This window comes from Micromonospora halotolerans, from assembly GCF_032108445.1.
GTDB lineage: Bacteria > Actinomycetota > Actinomycetes > Mycobacteriales > Micromonosporaceae > Micromonospora > Micromonospora halotolerans.
This window is the reverse complement of sequence record NZ_CP134876.1, coordinates 1,957,077-1,974,891: the sequence shown is the minus strand read 5'-3', so window position 1 is coordinate 1,974,891 and position 17,815 is coordinate 1,957,077. Positions and strand designations below refer to the sequence as shown.

Below are 17,815 nucleotides of genomic sequence, written 5' to 3'. Positions count from 1 at the left end.
CCCCGGAGAGGAGAACCACCATGGCAGTGACATTGCAGGGCAAGCGGATCGCGTTCCTGGCCGCCGACGGCGTCGAGGAGGTCGAGTACGTCAAGCCCCGCGAGGCGGTGGAGAACGCCGGCGCCCGGGTGGAGCTGGTCTCGATCGAGTCCGGCTCGATCCAGGCCTTCAACCACCTCGACCACGGCAAGCAGTACCCGGTCGACGTGACGACCAAGGAGGCGGACGCGGGGGCGTACGACGCGCTGGTGCTGCCCGGCGGCGTGGCGAACCCGGACTTCCTGCGGACCGACGCGGACGCGGTGCGGTTCGTGAAGTCGTTCTTCGAGGCGGGCAAGCCGGTCGGCGTGATCTGCCACGGCCCGTGGACGCTGGTCGAGGCGGACGTGGTGCGCGGCCGCACGATCACCTCCTGGCCGAGCCTGCGTACCGACCTGACCAACGCCGGCGCGAACTGGGTCGACCAGGAGGTCGTCACCGACAACGGCCTGGTGAGCAGCCGCAAGCCGGATGACCTGCCGGCCTTCTGCGACAAGATCGTCGAGGAGTTCGCCGAGGGTAAGCACTGACTTCTTCTCCCACCGGGGGCATGATCCGCCCCCGGTGGGAAAGGAAGCGGGATGACAGCCCAGGCCGCTCGTCCCGTGCTGCACGCCCGCCAGATCCGCCTGCTGATGCTCGGCCTGATGACCGGCATGCTGCTGGCGGCGCTCGACCAGACCATCGTCGGCACCGCGTTGCCCACCATCGTCGGGGAGCTGGGCGGGATCAACCACTACTCGTGGGTGGTCACCGCGTACCTGCTCGCCTCCACGGCCTCGACGCCGCTGTACGGCAAGATGGCCGACCTGTACGGGCGCCGCCCGGTCTTCCTCTTCTCGATCGGCACGTTCCTGCTCGGTTCGCTGCTGGCCGGCCTCTCGCAGAACATGACCCAGCTGATCATCACCCGCGGTGTGCAGGGCATCGGCGCGGGCGGCCTGCTGACGCTGGCGTTCACCATCATCTCGGACGTGGTGTCACCTCGGGAGCGGGGCCGCTACCAGGGCCTGTTCGGCGCGGTCTTCGGCATATCCTCGGTCGCCGGCCCGCTGGTCGGCGGCTACTTCGCGGAGACCAACTGGCGGTGGATCTTCTACATCAACGTGCCGCTGGCCATCCTCGCCATCGTGGTCTGCTACCACGTCATGCGGCTGGTCCCGTTCCAGCGCCGGGAGCACACCGTCGACTGGATCGGCGCCGGGCTGCTGGTGGCCGGGGTGAGCTGCCTGCTGCTCGCGTTGAGCTGGGGCGGCAACGAGTACGCGTGGGGCTCCGGGGTGATCATCGGTCTGTTCGTGGCCGGGGCGGTGCTCGGCGTGCTGTTCGTGCTCCAGGAGGCCCGGGTACGCGAGCCGATCCTGCCGCTGCGGCTGTTCCGCAGCCCCACCTTCGCGCTGGCCAACTCGGCGGGCTTCGTGCTCGGTCTGGTGATGTTCGGGTCGATCATCTTCATCCCGCTCTACCTGCAGATCGTCAAGGGCGCCTCGCCGACCCGCAGCGGCCTGCTCATGCTGCCGATGATGGCCGGCATCATCGTCACCTCGATCATCACCGGGCGGGCGATGAGCCGGATCGGCCGGTACAAGTGGTTCCCGGTGGCCGGGGCGACCGTGCTGGTCGTCGGCATGCTGCTGTTCCGGCAGCTTCAGGTGGCCACGTCGCTCTGGGCGGCCTTCGGCTACATGGTGGTGATCGGCGTCGGGTTGGGCCTGTGCATGCAGTCGCTGATCCTGGGCGTGCAGAACTCGGTCGACCCGCGCGACCTGGGCGCGGGCACCTCCTCGGCGACGTTCTTCCGTTCGCTGGGCGGCTCGTTCGGCGTGGCCATCCTGGGCGCGGTGCTGTCCTCCCGGCTCACCAGCGAGCTGGCCGGCCGGCTCCCGGGGGCGATCGCCCAGCTCCCGCCGGACCAGCGGGCGGCCGTGGCGGCGAGCGGTGGCGCCAACGTCTCGATCAACGACCCGGCGACCGTCCTGGCGCTGCCCGGGCCGGTGCGGGCCGCCATCCAGGCCTCGTTCGTGGAGTCGCTGCACCTCGTCTTCCTGACCACCGGGCTGATCGCCATCCTCGCGGTGCTGGTCACCCTGCTGATGCCGAACGAGCAGCTGCGTGGCGCCGGCCCGCAGGGCTCGACGGGCGGCGCCGACCCGCTCGGCGGCCAGGCGGCCGCTCCCGGCGGCAAGCCCCTCACCAAGGAGTCGAAGGAGGAGGCCGCCGCCGACATGGAGTCGAAGTCGCAGACGATGCTCTGACCGGCGGCCCCGCGGGCGCGGCGGTGGGTCACCCGGCGTCGCGCGGCGGGGCGGTGAGCAGGTCGAGGATCAGCGCCAGCGGCGGCCACGCCGCCCGGCCGCGGCGGGTCACCGCGTGGGCGCGCAGCAGGGCCGGCGGTCCGGCCAGCGGCAGCAGGCGTACGCCGGGCGCGGTGGGCTGGTCGCCGGGGAGCAGACCGACGCCGAGCCCCGCGACGACGAGGTCCTGGACCAGGTCGAGGCTGTCCGCACGGTGCGTGATCCGGGGCTCGAAGCCCGCCATCGAGGCGATGGTCCGGACCACGACCTCGTCGGCCGTGTTGCGCGAGTTGACGATCCAGTCGGCGTCGCGGAACCGGCCGAAGACGGCCGGGGCGTCGGCCGCCGGACCGGGGGGCGCGCCGGCCGGCACCCCGAGGTGCCAGGCCGCCGACCACAGCGGCGTGGCGTCCAGCGCCGGGTCCGGCGAGAGCGGGGCCAGGTTGTAGTCGTAGGTCAGCGCGAGGTCGACGTCGTCGGCCGCGAGCGCCGCGTACGCCTCGGCCGGCTCGTGCTCGTGGATGCGGAGGCGTACCCCCGGGTGGTCCGCCGCGAGCCGGGCGGTGAGCGGCAGCAGCGAGCGCCGGACGGCGGTGGCGAAGCCGGCGACGCGGACGGTGCCGGCGGGCTCGGCCCGCGGGTCCAGGTCGAGCCGGGCCGCGTCGACCGCGGCGAGGATCGTCACGGCGTGTGCGGCCAGCCGGCGCCCGGCCGGGGTGAGCCGGACGCGGCGGCCGTGCGGCTCGACCAGCTCGGTGCCCACCTCCCGGGCCAGCACGGCGAGCTGCTGCGACACCGTCGACGTGGTGACGTGCAGCTCGTCGGCGACCTGGCGCATCGAGCCGAGCCGGGCCAGTTCCCGCAGCAGGCGCAGGCGACGCAGGTCCATGCCGCAGATTGTTCACGATTGCCGAATGGTTCGTCCAGGAATGGCACGTGGACGTGAGCGGTTCGGACCGGTTCTACTGAACGGCATGAGCACCGCGACTCCGGCCCGCGCCGGCACCGCCATGGCCGTCGCCTCCATGACCTGCGTCCAGCTCGGGCTGGCCGCCTCGGTGGGGCTCTTCGACCGGGTCGGTCCGGAGGGCGCCGCCTGGCTGCGGCTGGCCTGGGCCGGGGTGCTGCTGGCGGTCGTGGTCCGGCCCCGCCCGTCGGCGTTCACCCGCTCCGCCCTGTGGGCCTGCGTGGCGCTCGGTGTGGTGACCGCCGGCGTCACCATGCTGTTCATGGCGGCGGTGGCCCGGCTGCCGCTGGGCACGGCCAGCGCCCTGGAGTTCCTCGGGCCGCTGGGCGTGGCCGTGGCGCGGGGTCGGGGCGGCGCCAAGCTCTGGCCGGCGCTCGCGGCGGTCGGGGTGCTGCTGCTCACCGAGCCGTGGCACGGCGGCGCGGACCCGGTCGGGGTGGCGTACGCGCTGGGGGCGGGGGCCTGCTGGGCCGCGTACATCCTGCTCACCCAGCGGGTGGGCGACGAGGTCTCGGGCATCCGCGGCCTGGCGGTCTCCATGCCGGTGGCCGCCCTGATCGCCACCGTGGTGGTCGGCCCGTCGGTGTTCGGCGACCTGACCTGGCCGGTGCTCCTGGCCGGCCTGGGGCTGGCCGTGCTGCTGCCCGTCGTCCCGTTCGTGCTGGAGCTGCTGGCGCTGCGCCGGCTCACCACCGCCGCGTTCGGCACGCTGATGAGCCTGGAGCCCGCCATCGCCCTGGTGGTCGGCCTGGTCGCGCTGGGTCAGGTGCCCGGCCTCGGCGCGGTGGCCGGCATCGCCTTCGTGGTGGTGGCGGGGATCGGCGCGGAACGGACCGGCGCCCGGACCGGTCCGGCCGGGACGGCCCCCGACGGGCGCCCCGCGCCGTCACTTGAGGATGAGGCGGTTCGTCTGCTCGAAGACGTCCAGGTCGGCGAGGGTCTCGACGACGCTGCCGGAGAGCGGGGTGGGCAGCTCCTGCGGGGGGAAGAAGCCCGCGTCGGTCGTCTCGTCGGTCATCCGGGCCAGCTCGCCGTCCCACTCCTCGACCCGGAACGCCGTGGTGAAGACCTGGTAGGTGTGCCCGTACATGTTGGTGCTGGTGAAGTCGGGGCCGGTGTAGAGGGCGAACGCGCACACCCTTAGGGCGCGCAGGCCGGTCTCCTCGCGGACCTCCCGGACGGCGCAGTCGGCGATCGACTCGCCCAGCTCCATGGCGCCGGCCGGCAGCGCCCACTGGCCGTTGTCCGAGCGGCGGATCAGCAGCACCCGGGCGGCGTTGTCGCGCACCACGGCGCGGGCGCCGACGAACATCAGGGTGCGGTCACCGGCCAGGGCCCGGAGCTGCCCCACGTACGAGTCGGCCCACGAGATGCTCACCCGGACAATCTACGCACCTTCCCCGACCGGCTCGGCCGTTCCGGGGGTTCCGCTGATGTGACCGGCGACACTACCTTGTTACCCATGCGTAGCACGATGATGGACGCCCCCCTGCAGGTCGCCCGGATCCTCGAACACGGCACCACCGTGCACGGCACGGCGGAGGTCGTCACCTGGACCGGCGCCGAGCCCCGCCGGATGACGTACGCCGAGGTCGGCAGGACGGCCGCCCGGCTGGCCCACGCGCTGCGCGACGAGTGCGGGGTGACCGGCGACGAGCGGGTCGCCACCTTCATGTGGAACAACAATGAGCACCTGGTGGCCTACTTCGCCGTGCCGAGCATGGGCGCGGTGCTGCACACCCTCAACATCCGGCTCTTCCCGGACCAGGTCGCCTACATCGCCAACCACGCCGAGGACCGGGTGGTGCTGGTCGACACCACGCTCATCCCGCTGCTGGCCCGGGTGATCGGCGAGATGACCACGGTGCGGCACGTCGTGGTGGTCGGCGGCGGCGACCCGGCCCCGCTGGTGGCCGCGGCCGGCGACCGGATCGCCGTCCACCACTGGGACGCCCTGCTGGCCGACCGGCCGGACACCTACGACTGGCCCGAGGTGGACGAGCGCGACGCCGCCGCGCTCTGCTACACCTCCGGGACCACCGGCAACCCCAAGGGGGTCGCCTACTCGCACCGCTCGATCTACCTGCACTCGCTCCAGGTCTGCATGCCGGAGGGCTTCGGCCTCGGCCCGAAGGACCGCGAGCTGGCCATCGTCCCGATGTTCCACGCGATGTCCTGGGGCCTGCCCTTCGCGGCGTTCCTCTCCGGCGCGTCGCTGATCATGCCGGACCGGTTCCTCCAGGCCGAGCCGATCGCCGCCATGATCGCCGCCGAACGCCCCACCCTGGCCGGCGCGGTACCGACCATCTGGACCGACCTGCTGGCCTACCTGGACAGCCACGACGTGGACACCTCCTCGCTGACGGAGGTGATCGTCGGCGGCTCGGCCTGCCCGCCGTCGCTCATGCACGCCTTCCAGGAGCGGCACGGGATCGAGGTCATCCACGCCTGGGGCATGACCGAGATGTCGCCGCTGGGCTCGGTCTCCCGGCCGCCGGCCGGCGCGACCGGCGAGGAGGCGTGGCGCTACCGCTACACGCAGGGCCGGGTGCCGGCCGGCGTGGCCGCGCGCATCGTCGGCCCGCTCGGCGAGCCGCTGCCCGCCGACGGCACGTCCGTGGGCGAGCTGGAGGTCCGCGGGCCGTGGGTGACCGCCCGGTACGTGGGCGACGAGACCCCGGACGAGGAGAAGTTCCGCGACGGCTGGCTGCGGACCGGGGACGTCGGCACGCTCTCGCCGGACGGCTACATCACCCTCACCGACCGCGCCAAGGACGTGATCAAGTCGGGCGGGGAGTGGATTTCCTCGGTCGAGCTGGAGAACGCGCTGATGGCGCACCCGGCGGTGCTGGAGGCGTGCGTGGTGGGTGTGCCGGACGAGCGCTGGGACGAGCGGCCCCTCGCGACCGTGGTGGTCCGGGAGGGCGCCTCGGCCACCGCCGAGGAGTTGCGGGAGTTCCTGGCGAAGTCGGTGGCGCGCTGGCAGCTGCCGGAGCGGTGGGCGTTCATCGATTCGGTGCCGAAGACGAGCGTGGGCAAGTTCGACAAGAAGGTGGTGCGTTCCCGGTACGGGGACGGTGGTCTGGACGTGCGTGAACTGACCGCGCCGTAACACTTTCCGGCGTACCGTCGCCAGCACGGGTAGGAGCATTCCTCCCCAGAGGGCGGCCCCGGCGTTCGCACCGCGCCGGGGCCGCCCGTCCATGCGGGGCGACCCGCAATGTCATTCTCGCGAAACTTGTTCGCCTCTGTCCCGATGATGGCGAAATACGTTTCGCGTTCTCAGGTGTCGCTGGTCGTGATGAGAACCTTGCCGACCACCGAGTTCTCCACCGCCTCGTGGGCCGCCCGGGCCGCGTCCAGCGTGTGGTGGTGCAGCGGCAGGCCGGCCTCCTGGCCCACCCGCACCGCGCCCTGGGCCACCGCCGCCGCGATGTCCGTCACCGCCTGCGCCTTGGCCGCCTTCGGCGCCGTGTAGATCAGCACGAACTGCCACCGGGCGTTCGGCATCATGAGCGGCCGGATCGGCAGGGTCACCTGCTCGCCGCCGTCGTCCGCGTAGACGCAGACCGCGCCCCCGGTGCGCAGCACCTGCACGTCGGCGGCCGCGTTGCGGGCGGCCGACACCTCGACGATCGTGTGCACCCCGTCGGGCGCGATCTTGCGGACCTCCTCGACCACGTCCTGCTCGCGGTAGTTGATGACGAAGCTGGCCCCGGCCGCCGCGGCGAGCTGCGCCTTCTCCGGGCTGCTCACCGTGGCGATCACGCACGCGTCGGCCCAGCGGGCCAGCTGGATCGCCGCGTTCCCGACCGCGCCCGCCCCGCCCTGCACCAGCACCACGTGGTCGCTCAACGCGCCGGCGTGCAGCTTGTCCGGCATGAACTCGCCGGCCGTCAGGCAGCGGTGCGCGGTCATGAACGGGATGCCCAGCGCCGCACCCAGGTCGAACGAGGCCGAGCCGAGGCTCACGGCGTGCCGGACCGGCACCACCGTGTACTCGCTCGCGGTGCCCCAGGGCCGCTGCCAGGCCGCCTCCCAGAGCCACACCCGCTCGCCCACGAGGATCTGGTCGACGCCCTCACCGACCGCCTCGATCACCCCGGCGCCGTCCTGCCCCGGTATCTGCCAGCCCTGCGGCAGCGGCCAGGCGCGGCGGGCCTTCCAGTCGGTCGGGTTCACCCCGGCCACCGCCATCCGCACCAGCACCTCGCCGGGGCCCGGCTCGGGCACCGGCCGGTCCACCACCTGGAGCACCGAGGGGTCCCCGTTGCTCTCGTACACGATCGCCCTCATCGCCGTCCCTCCGCCGTCCTGCCGGCTGCGCTACCCGGACGCCTCGCGATCATTCCGATCGGGAGCGCCCCGGAAACCGTACAACCGGGCGGTCGGCGGACAACGGCCCTGTTGGTGGAACGCCATGGGTGCCACCCCTCGCCGCTGACACCCCATGGCGTTCCCGTCAGCCGGCGGCCGCCGCGCGCTTCACGTACTCGATCAGCTCGGGGGTGGGGCCGCCGTGCTGCTGGGCGATCTCCGCGCTGTTCTCCGCCTGCATCCGGTAGAGCGAGTCGCGCAGCCCCGGGTCCCCGCCGTGGAACGCTTCCAGCAGCTCCATCCAGCGCGCCGCCAGCGCCCGCACCCGCGGGTCCGCCGGGTCCGTCCCGGCGTCCAGCTCGGCACGGACCCGGGCGATCAGCTCGGGCCACTCCGCCTCCACGCCGCGGATCGCGTCCTCGCCGAGCCGCTCCCGGCGCTGCGCCAACGCGGCCAGCTGCTCCTCGCTGAAGTAGTTCCGCACGGTGTCGTCCACCCTGGTCACCTCCTCGATCAGTGCGAGCAGGTCTACGGACGGGGCGTCCCCGGCGGCGCGGACGGCCGGCACCAGCGCGCCCAGCCGGTCCCGCAGCCCGCCCAGCGCGGCGAGCTGCCGTTCCACATGGGCCAGGTGCTCGCCGAGCAGCTCGGCCAGCTCCGGCCCGCCGCCCCCGCCGCCGTCCAGCAGCGTGCCGATGGTCTCCAGCGGCAGGCCCAGCTCGCGCAGCGCGACGATCCGGTACAGCCGGCCCACGTCCCGCTCGTCGTAGAGCCGGTGCCCGGACGAGGTCCGGCCGGACGGCCGCAGCAGCCCCACGTGGTCCCAGTGGTGCAGGGTCCGGACCGTCAGCCCGGTACGCCGGCACAGCTCACCGATCCGCCAGGTGGACGCCACGTCCCACTCCCTCTCGCGTCACCGCGCCCTGCGGCGACCTGGGCGACGCTATGACCTGACGTCGCGTCAGGTGCAAGCCGCGCGTTCCACCACCTCGGGGGTCAGCGCGTCGATCGAGGGCAGCAGCACCGCCGCCAGGGCCTCGGCATCCGGATCGAGAGGGTAGGAGCCGTGCGGCACGGCCACCACCCGGCAGCCGGCGGCGGCCGCCGAGCGGACCCCGTTCGAGGAGTCCTCCACCGCCACGCACCGGGACGGGTCGACGCCGAGCCGCGCCGCCACCGCCAGCCACACGTCCGGCGCGGGCTTGCCCCGAGCGGTCTCCTCGGTCGACAGGGTCGCGCCGAACGCGCCGGTCAGGCCGGTCGCGTCCAGCGCCGCCGCGATCAGCCGGGTGGGGGAGGAACTGGCCAGCCCGAGCGGCCACCGCGCGGCCGTGCGCCGCACCACCGCGTCGGCGTCGTCGATCAGGGGTACGCGCTGCGCGTACCGCCGGGTCATCTCCGCCACCACCTCGGCGGCGACCTGCTCGGCGGTGCGGTCGACGCCCAGCTCACCGCTGAGGTACGCGGCCCACTCGCCGGTGCTCATCCCCATGAGCCGGCGCTGGGTGTCCGGCTGCCAGGTGCCCCCGTGCTCGGCCACGTACGCCCGCCGGACCTCCTCCCAGACGGGCTCGGAGTCCACGATCACGCCGTCCAGGTCGAAGAGCACCGCGTCCATCACGTACCCATCCTGCCGGACGCCCGGCGTCAGGTCAGGAACGGCGCCCACTCCCGGACCCGGGTGACCTCCACACCGGGGGTGGTGAAGTAGGCGTCGGCCGCGAGCAGGCGGTCCAGCTCCGGCCGGTCCTGCACGTCGAAGACCAGCACGGCGCCGGAGTCGCCGGCCAGCGGGCCGGCCATCCGGACGATGCCCTTCCCGTGCAGCTCGGTGAGGAGCGCGCGGTGGGCGGGGCGGGCGGCGAGCCGCTCCGGAGCCTCGGTGAACGCAAGTTCCACGATCCACATGCCCGGAAGGCTACGCCGCCCTCGCTCAGCGGGCGGGGCTCGTCGCGTCCGTGCGGACGCTGCGCTGCGCCGGCAGGCCGATCGGGGCCTGCGGCGGAATGATCGTGCGGCACCGGGTGGCGATCGGTTCGAGCAGCTCGCGCAGCCGGGCGGTCCGCTCCGCGCCCAACGCCCGCCACGGCCCCAGGGCCGCCCGGTCGGTGGCCTCCTCGACGGCCCGGAAGGTCGCGGTGCCGTGCTCGGTCGGCCCCCGGTCAGCCGTCAGCCAGCCCGCCTCGACCAGCCGCTCCTCGGCGGCGGCCCACTCCTCGTCGGTCCAGCCCCGGGCCGGCTGGTGGAACTCGCGGGACTGGTCGACCCGGCACCGCCAGGCCACCACCTCCACCGGCGCCAGGCCGGTGCCGACCAACGCCGCCACGTGCCCGTCGCCCCGGTGCTCGCGCAGCGTGGTGGCGGCCTGCCAGAGCCGGGCCAGCGGGTACTCGCCCCGGGGCAGCGCCGCGTTGACCGCGCCGAGCATTCGGCCCGCCGTCTCCACCCGCCCGGCCGCCTCCTCCAGGAGGTCGGCCGCCTCGACCAGGTGCGACTCGGGCAGCTCGTAGGTGAACTCGGCGAGCGCCTGCACGGCGCCGGTGAGCCGGGCGCGCAGCGCCTCCTCCGGGGTGGCCAGCCGCCACACCGAGGGCAGCGCCCGGGCCACCATCGACGGCGCGAAGCTGAAGAACGCGGCCACCACGGTCGGCGCGCCGACCGGCCCGAGCGGGGCGGCCCGCCCCGCGAAGTAGCCCCGCCAGTAGCCGCGCAACCCGACCGCCTCGTACGCCGAGCGGGCCCGGGGGTGGAAGTAGGTCACCGCGTGGACCGGCTCGAAGTGCGTCCACATCAGCCGGGCCAGCCCGGTGTCGTCCAGCGCCGCCACGTGCACCTCCGCGTCGTCGGGCGGGTCGCCGCGGGCGGCTGGACCGCCCGCGGTGACCATGAACCTACTGCCGCTGGGTGACCGGGCGGAAGCCTTCTGTGAGCTACTGCGCGGCGAGCACGTCCACGACGAAGCGCAGCGGCCCGGCCGGACGCCCGCCCGAGGCGTCCTTGCCGTACGCCAGCTCCGCCGGGAGGTCGAGCTGCACCCGGCTGCCCACCGGCACGCCCACGAGACCCTGATCCCAGCCCGGGATGACCTGGCCGACGCCGATCGGGAAGGTGGCCGGCTCGCCCCGGTCCCAGGAGGAGTCGAACTGCTTGCCGTCCTTGTAGAACACGCCGACGTAGTTCGTGGTGATCTGCTGGCCCGCCTTGACCGCCGGGCCCTTGCCCTTGACCAGCGTGGTGACGCCGAGCTTGGTCAGCTCGCCCTTGCCCGCCTCGACGGTCGGCTTGGTCTTCAGCGCCGGGTCGAGGTCGGCGGGGAGCTGCGGCTCCGGGGCGGCGGTGGGCTCGGCCGGGACGGTCGCGCTGGGCGCGGCGGCCGTGCTCGCCGCCTTGTCGTCGTCGCCGTTGTTCAGCCAGACGATGCCGGCGATCAGGGCCGCGACGGCGATCACACCGGCGGCGGCGCCCAGCATCGACTGCCGGCGGCGCCTCGCCTCGGCGGCCTTCTTGGCCGCCAGCTGGGCGGCCAGTCGCCGCTCCGCCTTGGTGCCCGGGCTCTGGCCCGCCGACCGGTTCTCCACGCGCTCGCTCACGTCGACTCCCTGCTGGGTGGGTGGGTGCGCCTCCGACGGGCCGCCGCCGAGGCCAGCGCACACGGTACCCGCCCGGACGCCCGCGGTGCTCCCTCGGCCGGGTGGATCCCGGCAAGCCGACCGCGCAGGGAACAAGGGTGACGACCCGGCCCGCGGGGGTAGGTTCTCGACCATGGCGATCCTCACCGAAGAAGACCTGGCCCTGCTCGCCGAACCGCAGCTCGCCCACGTGGCGACCATCGAGGTCGACGGCACCCCGCACGTCACCCCGGTGTGGGTGGACACCGACGGCGAGCACATCGTCTTCAACACGGCCAAGGGCCGGCAGAAGTACGTCAACATCGCCCGCAACCCGGTGGTCGCGGTGTCGGTGGTGGACAAGGCGGACGACTTCCGCACCCTCTGGGTGAAGGGCACCGCGGAGTTCGTCACCGAGGGGGCGGACGCGCACATCGACCGGATGGCGCAGAAGTACCTGGGGCAGGACACCTACCCGTTCCGCCGCCCCGGCGAGGAGCGGGTGATCGTCCGCATAACCCCGACCGAGCGCCTCGGCCGAGGCTGACGTGCAAGGAAGGGCCCCTTCTTAACGCCTCCGGTAGAGGAGGGGGCCCCTCCTAACCGGGTCAGGCGGTTTTGCGGGGGGCGGCCTTCTTTTCGGCCGCCTTCTTGGCGGGTGCCTTCTTCGCCGGGGTCTTCTTGGCGGCGGTCTTCTTGGCCGGCTCGGCCTTCTTCTCGGCCGCCTTCTTGGTGGGCGCCTTCTTCGCCGTGGCCTTCTTCTCGGCCGCCTTCTTCGCCGGCGCCTTCGTGGCCTTGGCCGCCTTCTGCGCCGAGCGCGCCGCCGAGATCGGCGTCGGCTCGCCCGCCCCGCCCTCCGGGGCCTCGCCCCGGGCCGCCCGGGCCCGCTCGACCGACGCCTTCAGGGCGGCCATCAGGTCCACGGCGGCGGCCGGCGCGGCCTCTTCCTCCTCCGGCTGGACCACCTCGCGGCCCTCGACCTTCGCGTCGATGACCTCCTGCAGCGCCGCCCGGTAGTCGTCGGTGAAGGCGTCCGGCTCGAACTCGCCGGCCATCGAGTCGATCAGCGAACTGGCCATCGCCAGCTCCGGCGGCCGTACCTTGAGGTCCTCGTCGAGGAAACCGAAGTCGGGCTGACGCACCTCGTCCGGCCACAGCATGGTGTTGAGCAGCAGCACGCCCTCGCGGACCCGCAGGGTGGCGAGCTGCTCGCGCTGGCGCAGCGCCACCTTGACGATCGCCACCCGCTCCGAGTCGGCGAGCGCGTCGCGCAGCAGCACGTACGGCTTGGTGGCCGAGCCCTCGGGCTCCAGGAAGTACGCCTTGTTGTAGAGGATCGGGTCGACCTGCTCGGCCGGCACGAACTCCAGCACGTCGATGGCGTGCGAGGTGGTCAGCGGCAGCTCGGCGAAGTCCTCGTCGGTGAGGATGACCATCTCGCCGCCGCCGATGTCGTAGCCCTTGGCGATGTCGTCGTAGGTCACCTCCTCGCCGCAGACCGAGCAGGTGCGCTTGTACCGGATGCGGCCGCCGTCCTCGCGGTGCACCTGATGGAAGCGGATGTCCTTCTCCTCGGTGGCCGAGTAGACCTTCACTCCGATCGACACCAGGCCGAACGACACCGCTCCTTTCCAGATCGCCCGCATGACGCGCTCCTCTCCCCGGTTCTGACCAGAATCGCAAATGATCGAACGGGACGCACGCGCTTCCGCACGCAACTACAGTCATGAGGTGCCCGGCGCGCCGTTGAAGCCGATGCTCGCGATGACCGGGCAGCTCCCGGCCGGTGACGGCTGGGCGTACGAGTTCAAGTGGGACGGGGTCCGCGCGCTCGCCGACATCAGCCGCGGCCACCAGCACCTGTACGCCCGCTCCGGCGTCGAGATCACCACGGCGTACCCGGAGCTGATCCCCCTGGCCGAGCAGGTCGACGACGCACTGCTGGACGGCGAGGTGGTGCTGTTCACCGACGGCCAGCCCTCGTTCACCGCGCTCGCCGAGCGGATGCACGTCCGCAACGCGGTCAAGGCCGCGCGGCTCGCGGCGACCGTCCCCGTCACGTACATGATCTTCGACGTGCTCCGGCTGCGCGGCGCGGACCTGACCGGCCGGCCCTACCGGGAGCGGCGCGCCGCCCTGGAGTCCCTGGGGCTCGGGGCCACCCGGTGGGCGGTGCCGCCGGTCTTCGCCGACGGGCCGGCCACCTACGCGGCGGCCGGCGAGCACGGCCTGGAGGGGGTGATGGCCAAGCGGGTCGACGCGGTCTACCGGCCGGGGGTGCGCTCGCCGGACTGGGTGAAGGTCAAGCTGGAGGTCACCGGCGACTTCGTGGTCGGCGGCTGGCGGCCCGGCGCGCGGAAGATCGGCGGCCTGCTGGTCGGGGTGCCCGGCCCGGACGGGCGGCTCGTCTACCGGGGCCGGGTGGGCGGCGGGATCGGCGCGGCGATCGAGCGTGAGCTGCTGCGCGAGCTGGAACCGCTGCGCGCCGCCGGATCCCCGTTCAGCGGGGACGTGCCCCGCGAGGATGCCCGCGGCGCCATCTGGGTAAGTCCCCAGGTCGTGGTGGAGGTCAAGTACGGCCAGCGCACGCCGGACGGCCGGCTGCGCTTCCCTCGGATCCTGCGCCTGCGCCCGGACAAGCCTGCCGAGGAGGTCGACGATGCCAGCTGACCGCTTCAAGGTGGACGTGGAGGGCCGCGCGCTGGAGCTGTCCAACCTGGACAAGGTGCTCTACCCGAAGGCCGGCTTCACCAAGGGCGAGGTGATCGACTACTACACCCGGATCGCCCCGGTGCTGCTGCCGCACCTGCGCGACCGGGCGCTGACCCGGATCCGCTACCCCAACGGCGTCGACGGCGGCTCGTTCTTCGAGAAGAACGCGCCCGCCGCCACCCCCGACTGGGTACGCACCGAGAACCTGCCGGCCCCGGGATCGAGCAAGGGGCGGGAGACCATCGACTACGTGGTGGCCGACGATCTGCCCACGCTGGTCTGGCTGGCCAACCTCGCCGCCCTGGAGCTGCACACGCCGCAGTGGAAGGTCGGCGAGCACCCGGACATGATGGTGGTCGACCTGGACCCGGGCGCCCCGGCCGCGCTGCGGCAGTGCTGCCAGGTGGCGCTGCTCATGCGGGACCGGCTGGCCGCCGACGGCATCGAGTCGTACCCGAAGACGTCGGGGAAGAAGGGCATGCAGCTCTGCTGCCCGATCGCGGGCACGCAGGATGCCGACGACGTGTCGGCGTATGCGAAGCGGATCGCGCAGGAGCTGGAGAAGGAGCAGCCGAAGCAGATCGTCTCGAAGATGGCGAAGAACCTGCGCCCCGGGAAGGTCTTCATCGACTGGAGCCAGAACAACGCGGCCAAGACGACGGTGGCGCCGTACTCGCTGCGCGCCCAGGACGTGCCCTCGGCGTCCACCCCGCTGACCTGGGACGAGGTCGAGGCGGGCGCGGCCGGCAAGCGGCCGTCGACGAAGCCGTACACGGCCACCGAGGTGCTGAAGCGGGTGGAGAAGCAGGGCGACCTGCTGGCTCCCCTCCTGGAGGGCGGCCCCGAGCTGCCGCTGCGCTGACCCGGTGTGTAAGGAGGGGCCCCCTGTTAACAGACGGGTGTTAACAAGGGGCCCCTCCTTCACCTCAGCGGCGGCCGAAGACCTGCCGGCTGGTGCCGAGCCGCAGGAACACCGTCTCGCCGGTGGCGTCCTGAACCGCGTCGTTGTCGGTGATCGCGTACACCTGGCCGTCGCCGGCCACGGTCAGGCCCTCCAGCTTCTCCTGGGTCCAGCCGTGCGTGGCGAGCAGCGCCGGCAGCACGTCGACGGCGAGGGTCTTCGGCAGCACGGGGAGCGTGCCGGGCGCGGCGGCCGCGTCGGGCAGCGGCACGGTGTAGACCCGCTTCAGGGCGGCGGCCGGGCCGTTCAGCTTGTCCCGCTCGATCACGGCGAGCCGGTCACCGACCACGGTGATCTCGGAGAGGCCGATCCAGTCACCCGGAACGGTGGTGCCGTTCAGCCGGTAGCCGAACCAGCTCCAGGTGCCGGCCGCGACGTCGTACCGGCCCAGCCGGACGGTCCCGGCCGGGTCGGTGGACAGCTCGCGCTGCACGGCCACCCAGACGACCTCCCGGCCGTGCCGGTCGGTGCTGGCCGTGACGCCTTCCAGGCCCTGCTTGCCCAGGCCGGCGGCCACCTCGGCGGGCAGCGGTACGACCTGCCGGGTCACCCCGGCGGCGTCCAGCCGGATCAGCTTGTTCTCCGGTCCCTTGGCGCCCTCGACGGCGAGCCAGAAACCGCCCTGCGGGCGGGCGAAGATGCCCTCGGCGTCGTAGCCGACCGGCTGGCCGGCGGCGTCCCGTACGGGCAGCGCGGCGGTGACCACGGCCGGGGCGCGCTGCGCGTCGACGGTCAGGATCCGGGTCTGCGCGTACGCCGCGTCGGTGACGCTGTAGAGCTGGTGCGGCTCGCCGGGCACCGCGCTCAGCGCGCCGAGCGCGCCCCAGCCGATCGGCGCGCCGCCCGCCCCGGTGGCGGAGACGATGCTCGGGAAGCCGGGCGTGCCCTGGCCGAGCCGGAAGAGCGAGACCGAGGCGCGCACGCCCACCGAGGCTTCGTCCTCCTCGCTGGAGACGGCGAGCAGCCCGCGGGACGGGATGGGCAGCAGCCCCTCCGGCCCGTTGGTGGTGGGCAGCACCTGCCGGAACACCGGCTTCGTGGGGTTGCTCAGGTCGTAGACGGCGACGAAGTTGCTCCGCTCCGACCCGACGAACGCGTAGCGGACATCGTCGTACTCGGCGACGGCCACGCCCTCCGGCTCGGTGCCCTTCTTGCCGGCCCGGTCCTCGTTGTGCAGCCCGTAGGTGACGGCGAGCCGCTCGAAGGTGTTGCCGGCGTCCCAGGCGACCGCGCCCGTGCGGCTGTCGAAGACCGACCAGCCGCGGGTGCCGCCCCGCCAGTCGCCCTCGTTGGCCGTCGCCAGGTACCGGTCGTCGGTCCAGGCCACCGCGTCCGGCTCGCGCGGCACGTCGGTGATGCCGCCGGTCAGGTCGATGGTGCCGTCCTTGACCGTGTCGATCCCGCGCACCGTCGCGGTACCCGCCGAGAAGACCTTGGTGATCCGTCCGGTGGGCAGGTCGACGAGGGCGACGCCGTTGTTCTCCTGGAGGGTCACGGCCAGCTGGTTGCGGCCGTTGATCGAGACGTACTCCGGCTCGGGGTCGGTCGGCGCGGCGAGCCCGGCCTGGACCAGGGCGGGCAGCGCGGTGCCGCCCGGGCCGGTCAGCGGCACCGGCCGCAGCCGCCAGCCGGCCGGCGCGGCGCCGGCCAGGTCGACGATCTGCACGAAACCGCCGGGGAGCTGGGGCAGGTCGCCCGCCTCGCCGCCGGGCGGGGTGGCCTCCTCGTCGCGCTCATTCTCGATGGCGATGGCGGCGTAGCGCTGGTCCTTGCTGATGGCGATCGAGTCGGGCTGTCCGCCGAGGTCGAGGCTGCGGACCCGGGTACGGGTGGCCAGCTCGATCACGTCCAGCCGGCCGGACGGCTCGGTGTAGCCGCGGCTGGTGTTGACCACGACCAGCACGTACCGGCCGACCACGGCCACCGAGGTGGGCTCGTCCTCGGCGTCGCCGAGCTGGGCCAGCGAGAGGGTGCCGAGGCCGCGGGGCTGGTCGGCCCGCGAGATGTCGAGGAAGCCGATCCGGCGCGCCAGCGCGTCGGTGTAGACCAGGGTGCGGCCGTCCGGGCTGACCGCCGAGATCTCGGCGACGGTCGGGGACGCGGGGTCCTCGCCGGCCGGCCGGTTCTGGAAGACCGGGTACGCGGCGACCCGGTCGAAGGCGACCGGCCCGCCCGGGTGGTGCCCGCCGGCCGACGCCGGGGTGACGACGGCCAGGCCGGCGACCGCCACGCCGGCGGCGATGAGTGCTCTTCTCACTGTCAAGGACTTCCTCCGTAGGTCGTGCCCCGACGGAGGCTGGCACCCCGGGGGGAGCAGCAGCTTGCGCAGACGTGAACAACCGACGAAGGGCGCCCGTGACAACCTTCTGGGCCACCGCCACGTGTTAGGGGCGTGACCGACCAAACGCAACCACTGTCCGCGGCGGACCGGTCGTACGTCGCCTTCGTCGAGGTGGCCTGGCAGCGCCATATCCGGCTGGCCATGCTGCTGGCCGGCGACCGGTGGCGGGCCGAGGAACTGCTCCAGGACAGCCTGGTCAAGGTGTACGAGCGGTGGCGGCGGCTGTCCCGGCTCGACGACCCGCACGCCTATCTGCGCCGCGCCCTGGTCAACAACCACACGTCCGGTTGGCGACGGCGCCGCCGCGAGAGCCTCGTCGCGGACGTCCCCGAGCGGGCCGCCCCGTCCGGCGACGTCGGCCCCGACGCCGTCGTCCTGCGCCGGGCGCTGATGTCGCTACCCGCGAAGCAGCGCGCCGTGGTGGTGCTCCGCCACTACGAGGACCTGACCGAGCGCGAGGTCGCCCGGCTGCTGGGTTGCTCGGTGGGCACCGTCAAGAGCCAGAACGCCCGGGCGCTGGACAAGCTTCGCCATTTTCTCGACGAACCCTCCCACACGGTAAGCAGGTGATCAGTC

General features: G+C 73.3%; 17 protein-coding genes and 1 pseudogene. 8 read left to right on the top strand and 10 right to left on the bottom strand.

Annotated elements, in window-relative coordinates; genetic code table 11:
* The first annotated feature begins 20 nt into the window (after positions 1–20).
* Together RMN56_RS09265 and RMN56_RS09260 are read left to right on the top strand one after the other, a co-directional pair.
* The gene (locus RMN56_RS09265) at positions 21–569 is read left to right on the top strand and encodes a type 1 glutamine amidotransferase domain-containing protein (RefSeq protein ID WP_313723424.1); all 549 of its coding nucleotides are present in this window, start codon (positions 21–23) and stop codon (positions 567–569) included.
* 51 nt (positions 570–620) lie between these two features.
* Entirely contained in the window at positions 621–2,294 is a 1,674-nt protein-coding gene (locus tag RMN56_RS09260) for an MDR family MFS transporter (RefSeq protein WP_313723423.1), read from the top strand.
* A 28-nt stretch (positions 2,295–2,322) separates the two neighbouring features.
* Here RMN56_RS09260 and RMN56_RS09255 read toward each other — a convergent pair whose 3' ends face one another.
* Positions 2,323–3,222 carry a LysR family transcriptional regulator gene (locus tag RMN56_RS09255; RefSeq protein WP_313723422.1) on the bottom strand — a complete coding sequence of 300 codons (900 nt, stop codon included), beginning with the start codon at positions 3,220–3,222 and terminating at the stop codon, positions 2,323–2,325.
* Here RMN56_RS09255 and RMN56_RS09250 point away from each other — a divergent pair.
* A pseudogene (locus tag RMN56_RS09250) lies at positions 3,221–4,102 on the top strand (EamA family transporter); the annotation flags it as partial. The gene RMN56_RS09255 and the pseudogene RMN56_RS09250 overlap by 2 nt on opposite strands.
* Before the next feature lie 84 nt (positions 4,103–4,186).
* Here the strand turns inward: RMN56_RS09250 and RMN56_RS09245 are convergent.
* Complete coding sequence (locus RMN56_RS09245; protein WP_313723421.1) at positions 4,187–4,678, bottom strand: NUDIX domain-containing protein; 492 nt, start codon at positions 4,676–4,678, stop codon at positions 4,187–4,189.
* Between the two features lie 99 nt (positions 4,679–4,777).
* Between RMN56_RS09245 and RMN56_RS09240 the strand changes: the two genes are divergently transcribed.
* Entirely contained in the window at positions 4,778–6,412 is a 1,635-nt protein-coding gene (locus tag RMN56_RS09240; protein ID WP_313724687.1) for a fatty acid--CoA ligase, read from the top strand.
* Between the two features lie 170 nt (positions 6,413–6,582).
* Here the strand turns inward: RMN56_RS09240 and RMN56_RS09235 are convergent, their stop codons facing one another.
* The 6 genes from RMN56_RS09235 to RMN56_RS09210 all read right to left on the bottom strand — a co-directional run bounded on the left by RMN56_RS09235 (position 6,583) and on the right by RMN56_RS09210 (position 11,207).
* Positions 6,583–7,596 carry an NADPH:quinone reductase gene (locus RMN56_RS09235; protein ID WP_313723420.1) on the bottom strand — a complete coding sequence of 338 codons (1,014 nt, stop codon included), beginning with the start codon at positions 7,594–7,596 and terminating at the stop codon, positions 6,583–6,585.
* Positions 7,597–7,762: 166 nt separating this feature from the next.
* Positions 7,763–8,512: a MerR family transcriptional regulator gene (locus tag RMN56_RS09230; protein ID WP_313723419.1), complete on the bottom strand. Its 750-nt coding sequence runs from the start codon at positions 8,510–8,512 to the stop codon at positions 7,763–7,765.
* A gap of 66 nt (positions 8,513–8,578) precedes the next feature.
* Positions 8,579–9,238: an HAD family hydrolase gene (locus RMN56_RS09225; RefSeq protein WP_313723418.1), complete on the bottom strand. Its 660-nt coding sequence runs from the start codon at positions 9,236–9,238 to the stop codon at positions 8,579–8,581.
* Between the two features lie 26 nt (positions 9,239–9,264).
* Positions 9,265–9,525 (bottom strand): YciI family protein, encoded by a 261-nt coding sequence (locus tag RMN56_RS09220; protein ID WP_313723417.1) that lies wholly within the window; start codon positions 9,523–9,525, stop codon positions 9,265–9,267.
* Positions 9,526–9,550: 25 nt separating this feature from the next.
* On the bottom strand, positions 9,551–10,408 hold the full coding sequence (locus tag RMN56_RS09215; protein WP_313724686.1) for an SCO6745 family protein: 858 nt from the start codon (positions 10,406–10,408) through the stop codon (positions 9,551–9,553).
* A 139-nt stretch (positions 10,409–10,547) separates the two neighbouring features.
* Positions 10,548–11,207, bottom strand: a complete 660-nt coding sequence (locus tag RMN56_RS09210; RefSeq protein WP_313723416.1) for an FKBP-type peptidyl-prolyl cis-trans isomerase — start codon at positions 11,205–11,207, stop codon at positions 10,548–10,550.
* A 172-nt stretch (positions 11,208–11,379) separates the two neighbouring features.
* On the opposite strand from RMN56_RS09210, the gene RMN56_RS09205 reads away from it, so the two are divergent.
* The gene (locus RMN56_RS09205; protein ID WP_313723415.1) at positions 11,380–11,772 is read left to right on the top strand and encodes a PPOX class F420-dependent oxidoreductase; all 393 of its coding nucleotides are present in this window, start codon (positions 11,380–11,382) and stop codon (positions 11,770–11,772) included.
* Positions 11,773–11,833: 61 nt separating this feature from the next.
* On the opposite strand, the gene ku is transcribed toward RMN56_RS09205, so the two are convergent.
* Positions 11,834–12,871, bottom strand: a complete 1,038-nt coding sequence (gene ku, locus RMN56_RS09200) for a non-homologous end joining protein Ku (RefSeq protein ID WP_313723414.1) — start codon at positions 12,869–12,871, stop codon at positions 11,834–11,836.
* 85 nt (positions 12,872–12,956) lie between these two features.
* On the opposite strand from ku, the gene ligD (RMN56_RS09195) reads away from it, so the two are divergent.
* Together ligD (RMN56_RS09195) and ligD (RMN56_RS09190) are read left to right on the top strand one after the other, a co-directional pair.
* The gene (ligD, locus tag RMN56_RS09195) at positions 12,957–13,895 is read left to right on the top strand and encodes a non-homologous end-joining DNA ligase (RefSeq protein ID WP_313723413.1); all 939 of its coding nucleotides are present in this window, start codon (positions 12,957–12,959) and stop codon (positions 13,893–13,895) included.
* Complete coding sequence (gene ligD / locus RMN56_RS09190; RefSeq protein ID WP_313723412.1) at positions 13,885–14,799, top strand: non-homologous end-joining DNA ligase; 915 nt, start codon at positions 13,885–13,887, stop codon at positions 14,797–14,799. Before ligD (RMN56_RS09195) ends, ligD (RMN56_RS09190) begins: the two co-directional genes overlap by 11 nt.
* 64 nt (positions 14,800–14,863) lie before the next feature.
* On the opposite strand, the gene RMN56_RS09185 is transcribed toward ligD (RMN56_RS09190), so the two are convergent.
* Complete coding sequence (locus RMN56_RS09185; RefSeq protein ID WP_313723411.1) at positions 14,864–17,155, bottom strand: esterase-like activity of phytase family protein; 2,292 nt, start codon at positions 17,153–17,155, stop codon at positions 14,864–14,866.
* 135 nt (positions 17,156–17,290) lie between these two features.
* Between RMN56_RS09185 and RMN56_RS09180 the strand changes: the two genes are divergently transcribed.
* Complete coding sequence (locus RMN56_RS09180) at positions 17,291–17,809, top strand: SigE family RNA polymerase sigma factor (protein ID WP_313723410.1); 519 nt, start codon at positions 17,291–17,293, stop codon at positions 17,807–17,809.
* The last annotated feature ends 6 nt before the right edge of the window (positions 17,810–17,815 follow it).

Excerpts from the sequence above, each read along its gene's own strand:
- RMN56_RS09235 (WP_313723420.1), bottom strand. The coding sequence starts at position 7,596 with ATGAGGGCGATCGTGTACGAGAGCAACGGGGACCCCTCGGTGCTCCAG.
- RMN56_RS09255 (WP_313723422.1), bottom strand. The coding sequence starts at position 3,222 with ATGGACCTGCGTCGCCTGCGCCTGCTGCGGGAACTGGCCCGGCTCGGC.
- RMN56_RS09240 (WP_313724687.1), top strand. The coding sequence starts at position 4,778 with ATGGACGCCCCCCTGCAGGTCGCCCGGATCCTCGAACACGGCACCACC.
- ku (WP_313723414.1), bottom strand. The coding sequence starts at position 12,871 with ATGCGGGCGATCTGGAAAGGAGCGGTGTCGTTCGGCCTGGTGTCGATC.
- RMN56_RS09265 (WP_313723424.1), top strand. The coding sequence starts at position 21 with ATGGCAGTGACATTGCAGGGCAAGCGGATCGCGTTCCTGGCCGCCGAC.
- RMN56_RS09220 (WP_313723417.1), bottom strand. The coding sequence starts at position 9,525 with ATGTGGATCGTGGAACTTGCGTTCACCGAGGCTCCGGAGCGGCTCGCC.
- RMN56_RS09205 (WP_313723415.1), top strand. The coding sequence starts at position 11,380 with ATGGCGATCCTCACCGAAGAAGACCTGGCCCTGCTCGCCGAACCGCAG.
- ligD (WP_313723412.1), top strand. The coding sequence starts at position 13,885 with ATGCCAGCTGACCGCTTCAAGGTGGACGTGGAGGGCCGCGCGCTGGAG.
- RMN56_RS09260 (WP_313723423.1), top strand. The coding sequence starts at position 621 with ATGACAGCCCAGGCCGCTCGTCCCGTGCTGCACGCCCGCCAGATCCGC.
- RMN56_RS09215 (WP_313724686.1), bottom strand. The coding sequence starts at position 10,408 with ATGTGGACGCACTTCGAGCCGGTCCACGCGGTGACCTACTTCCACCCC.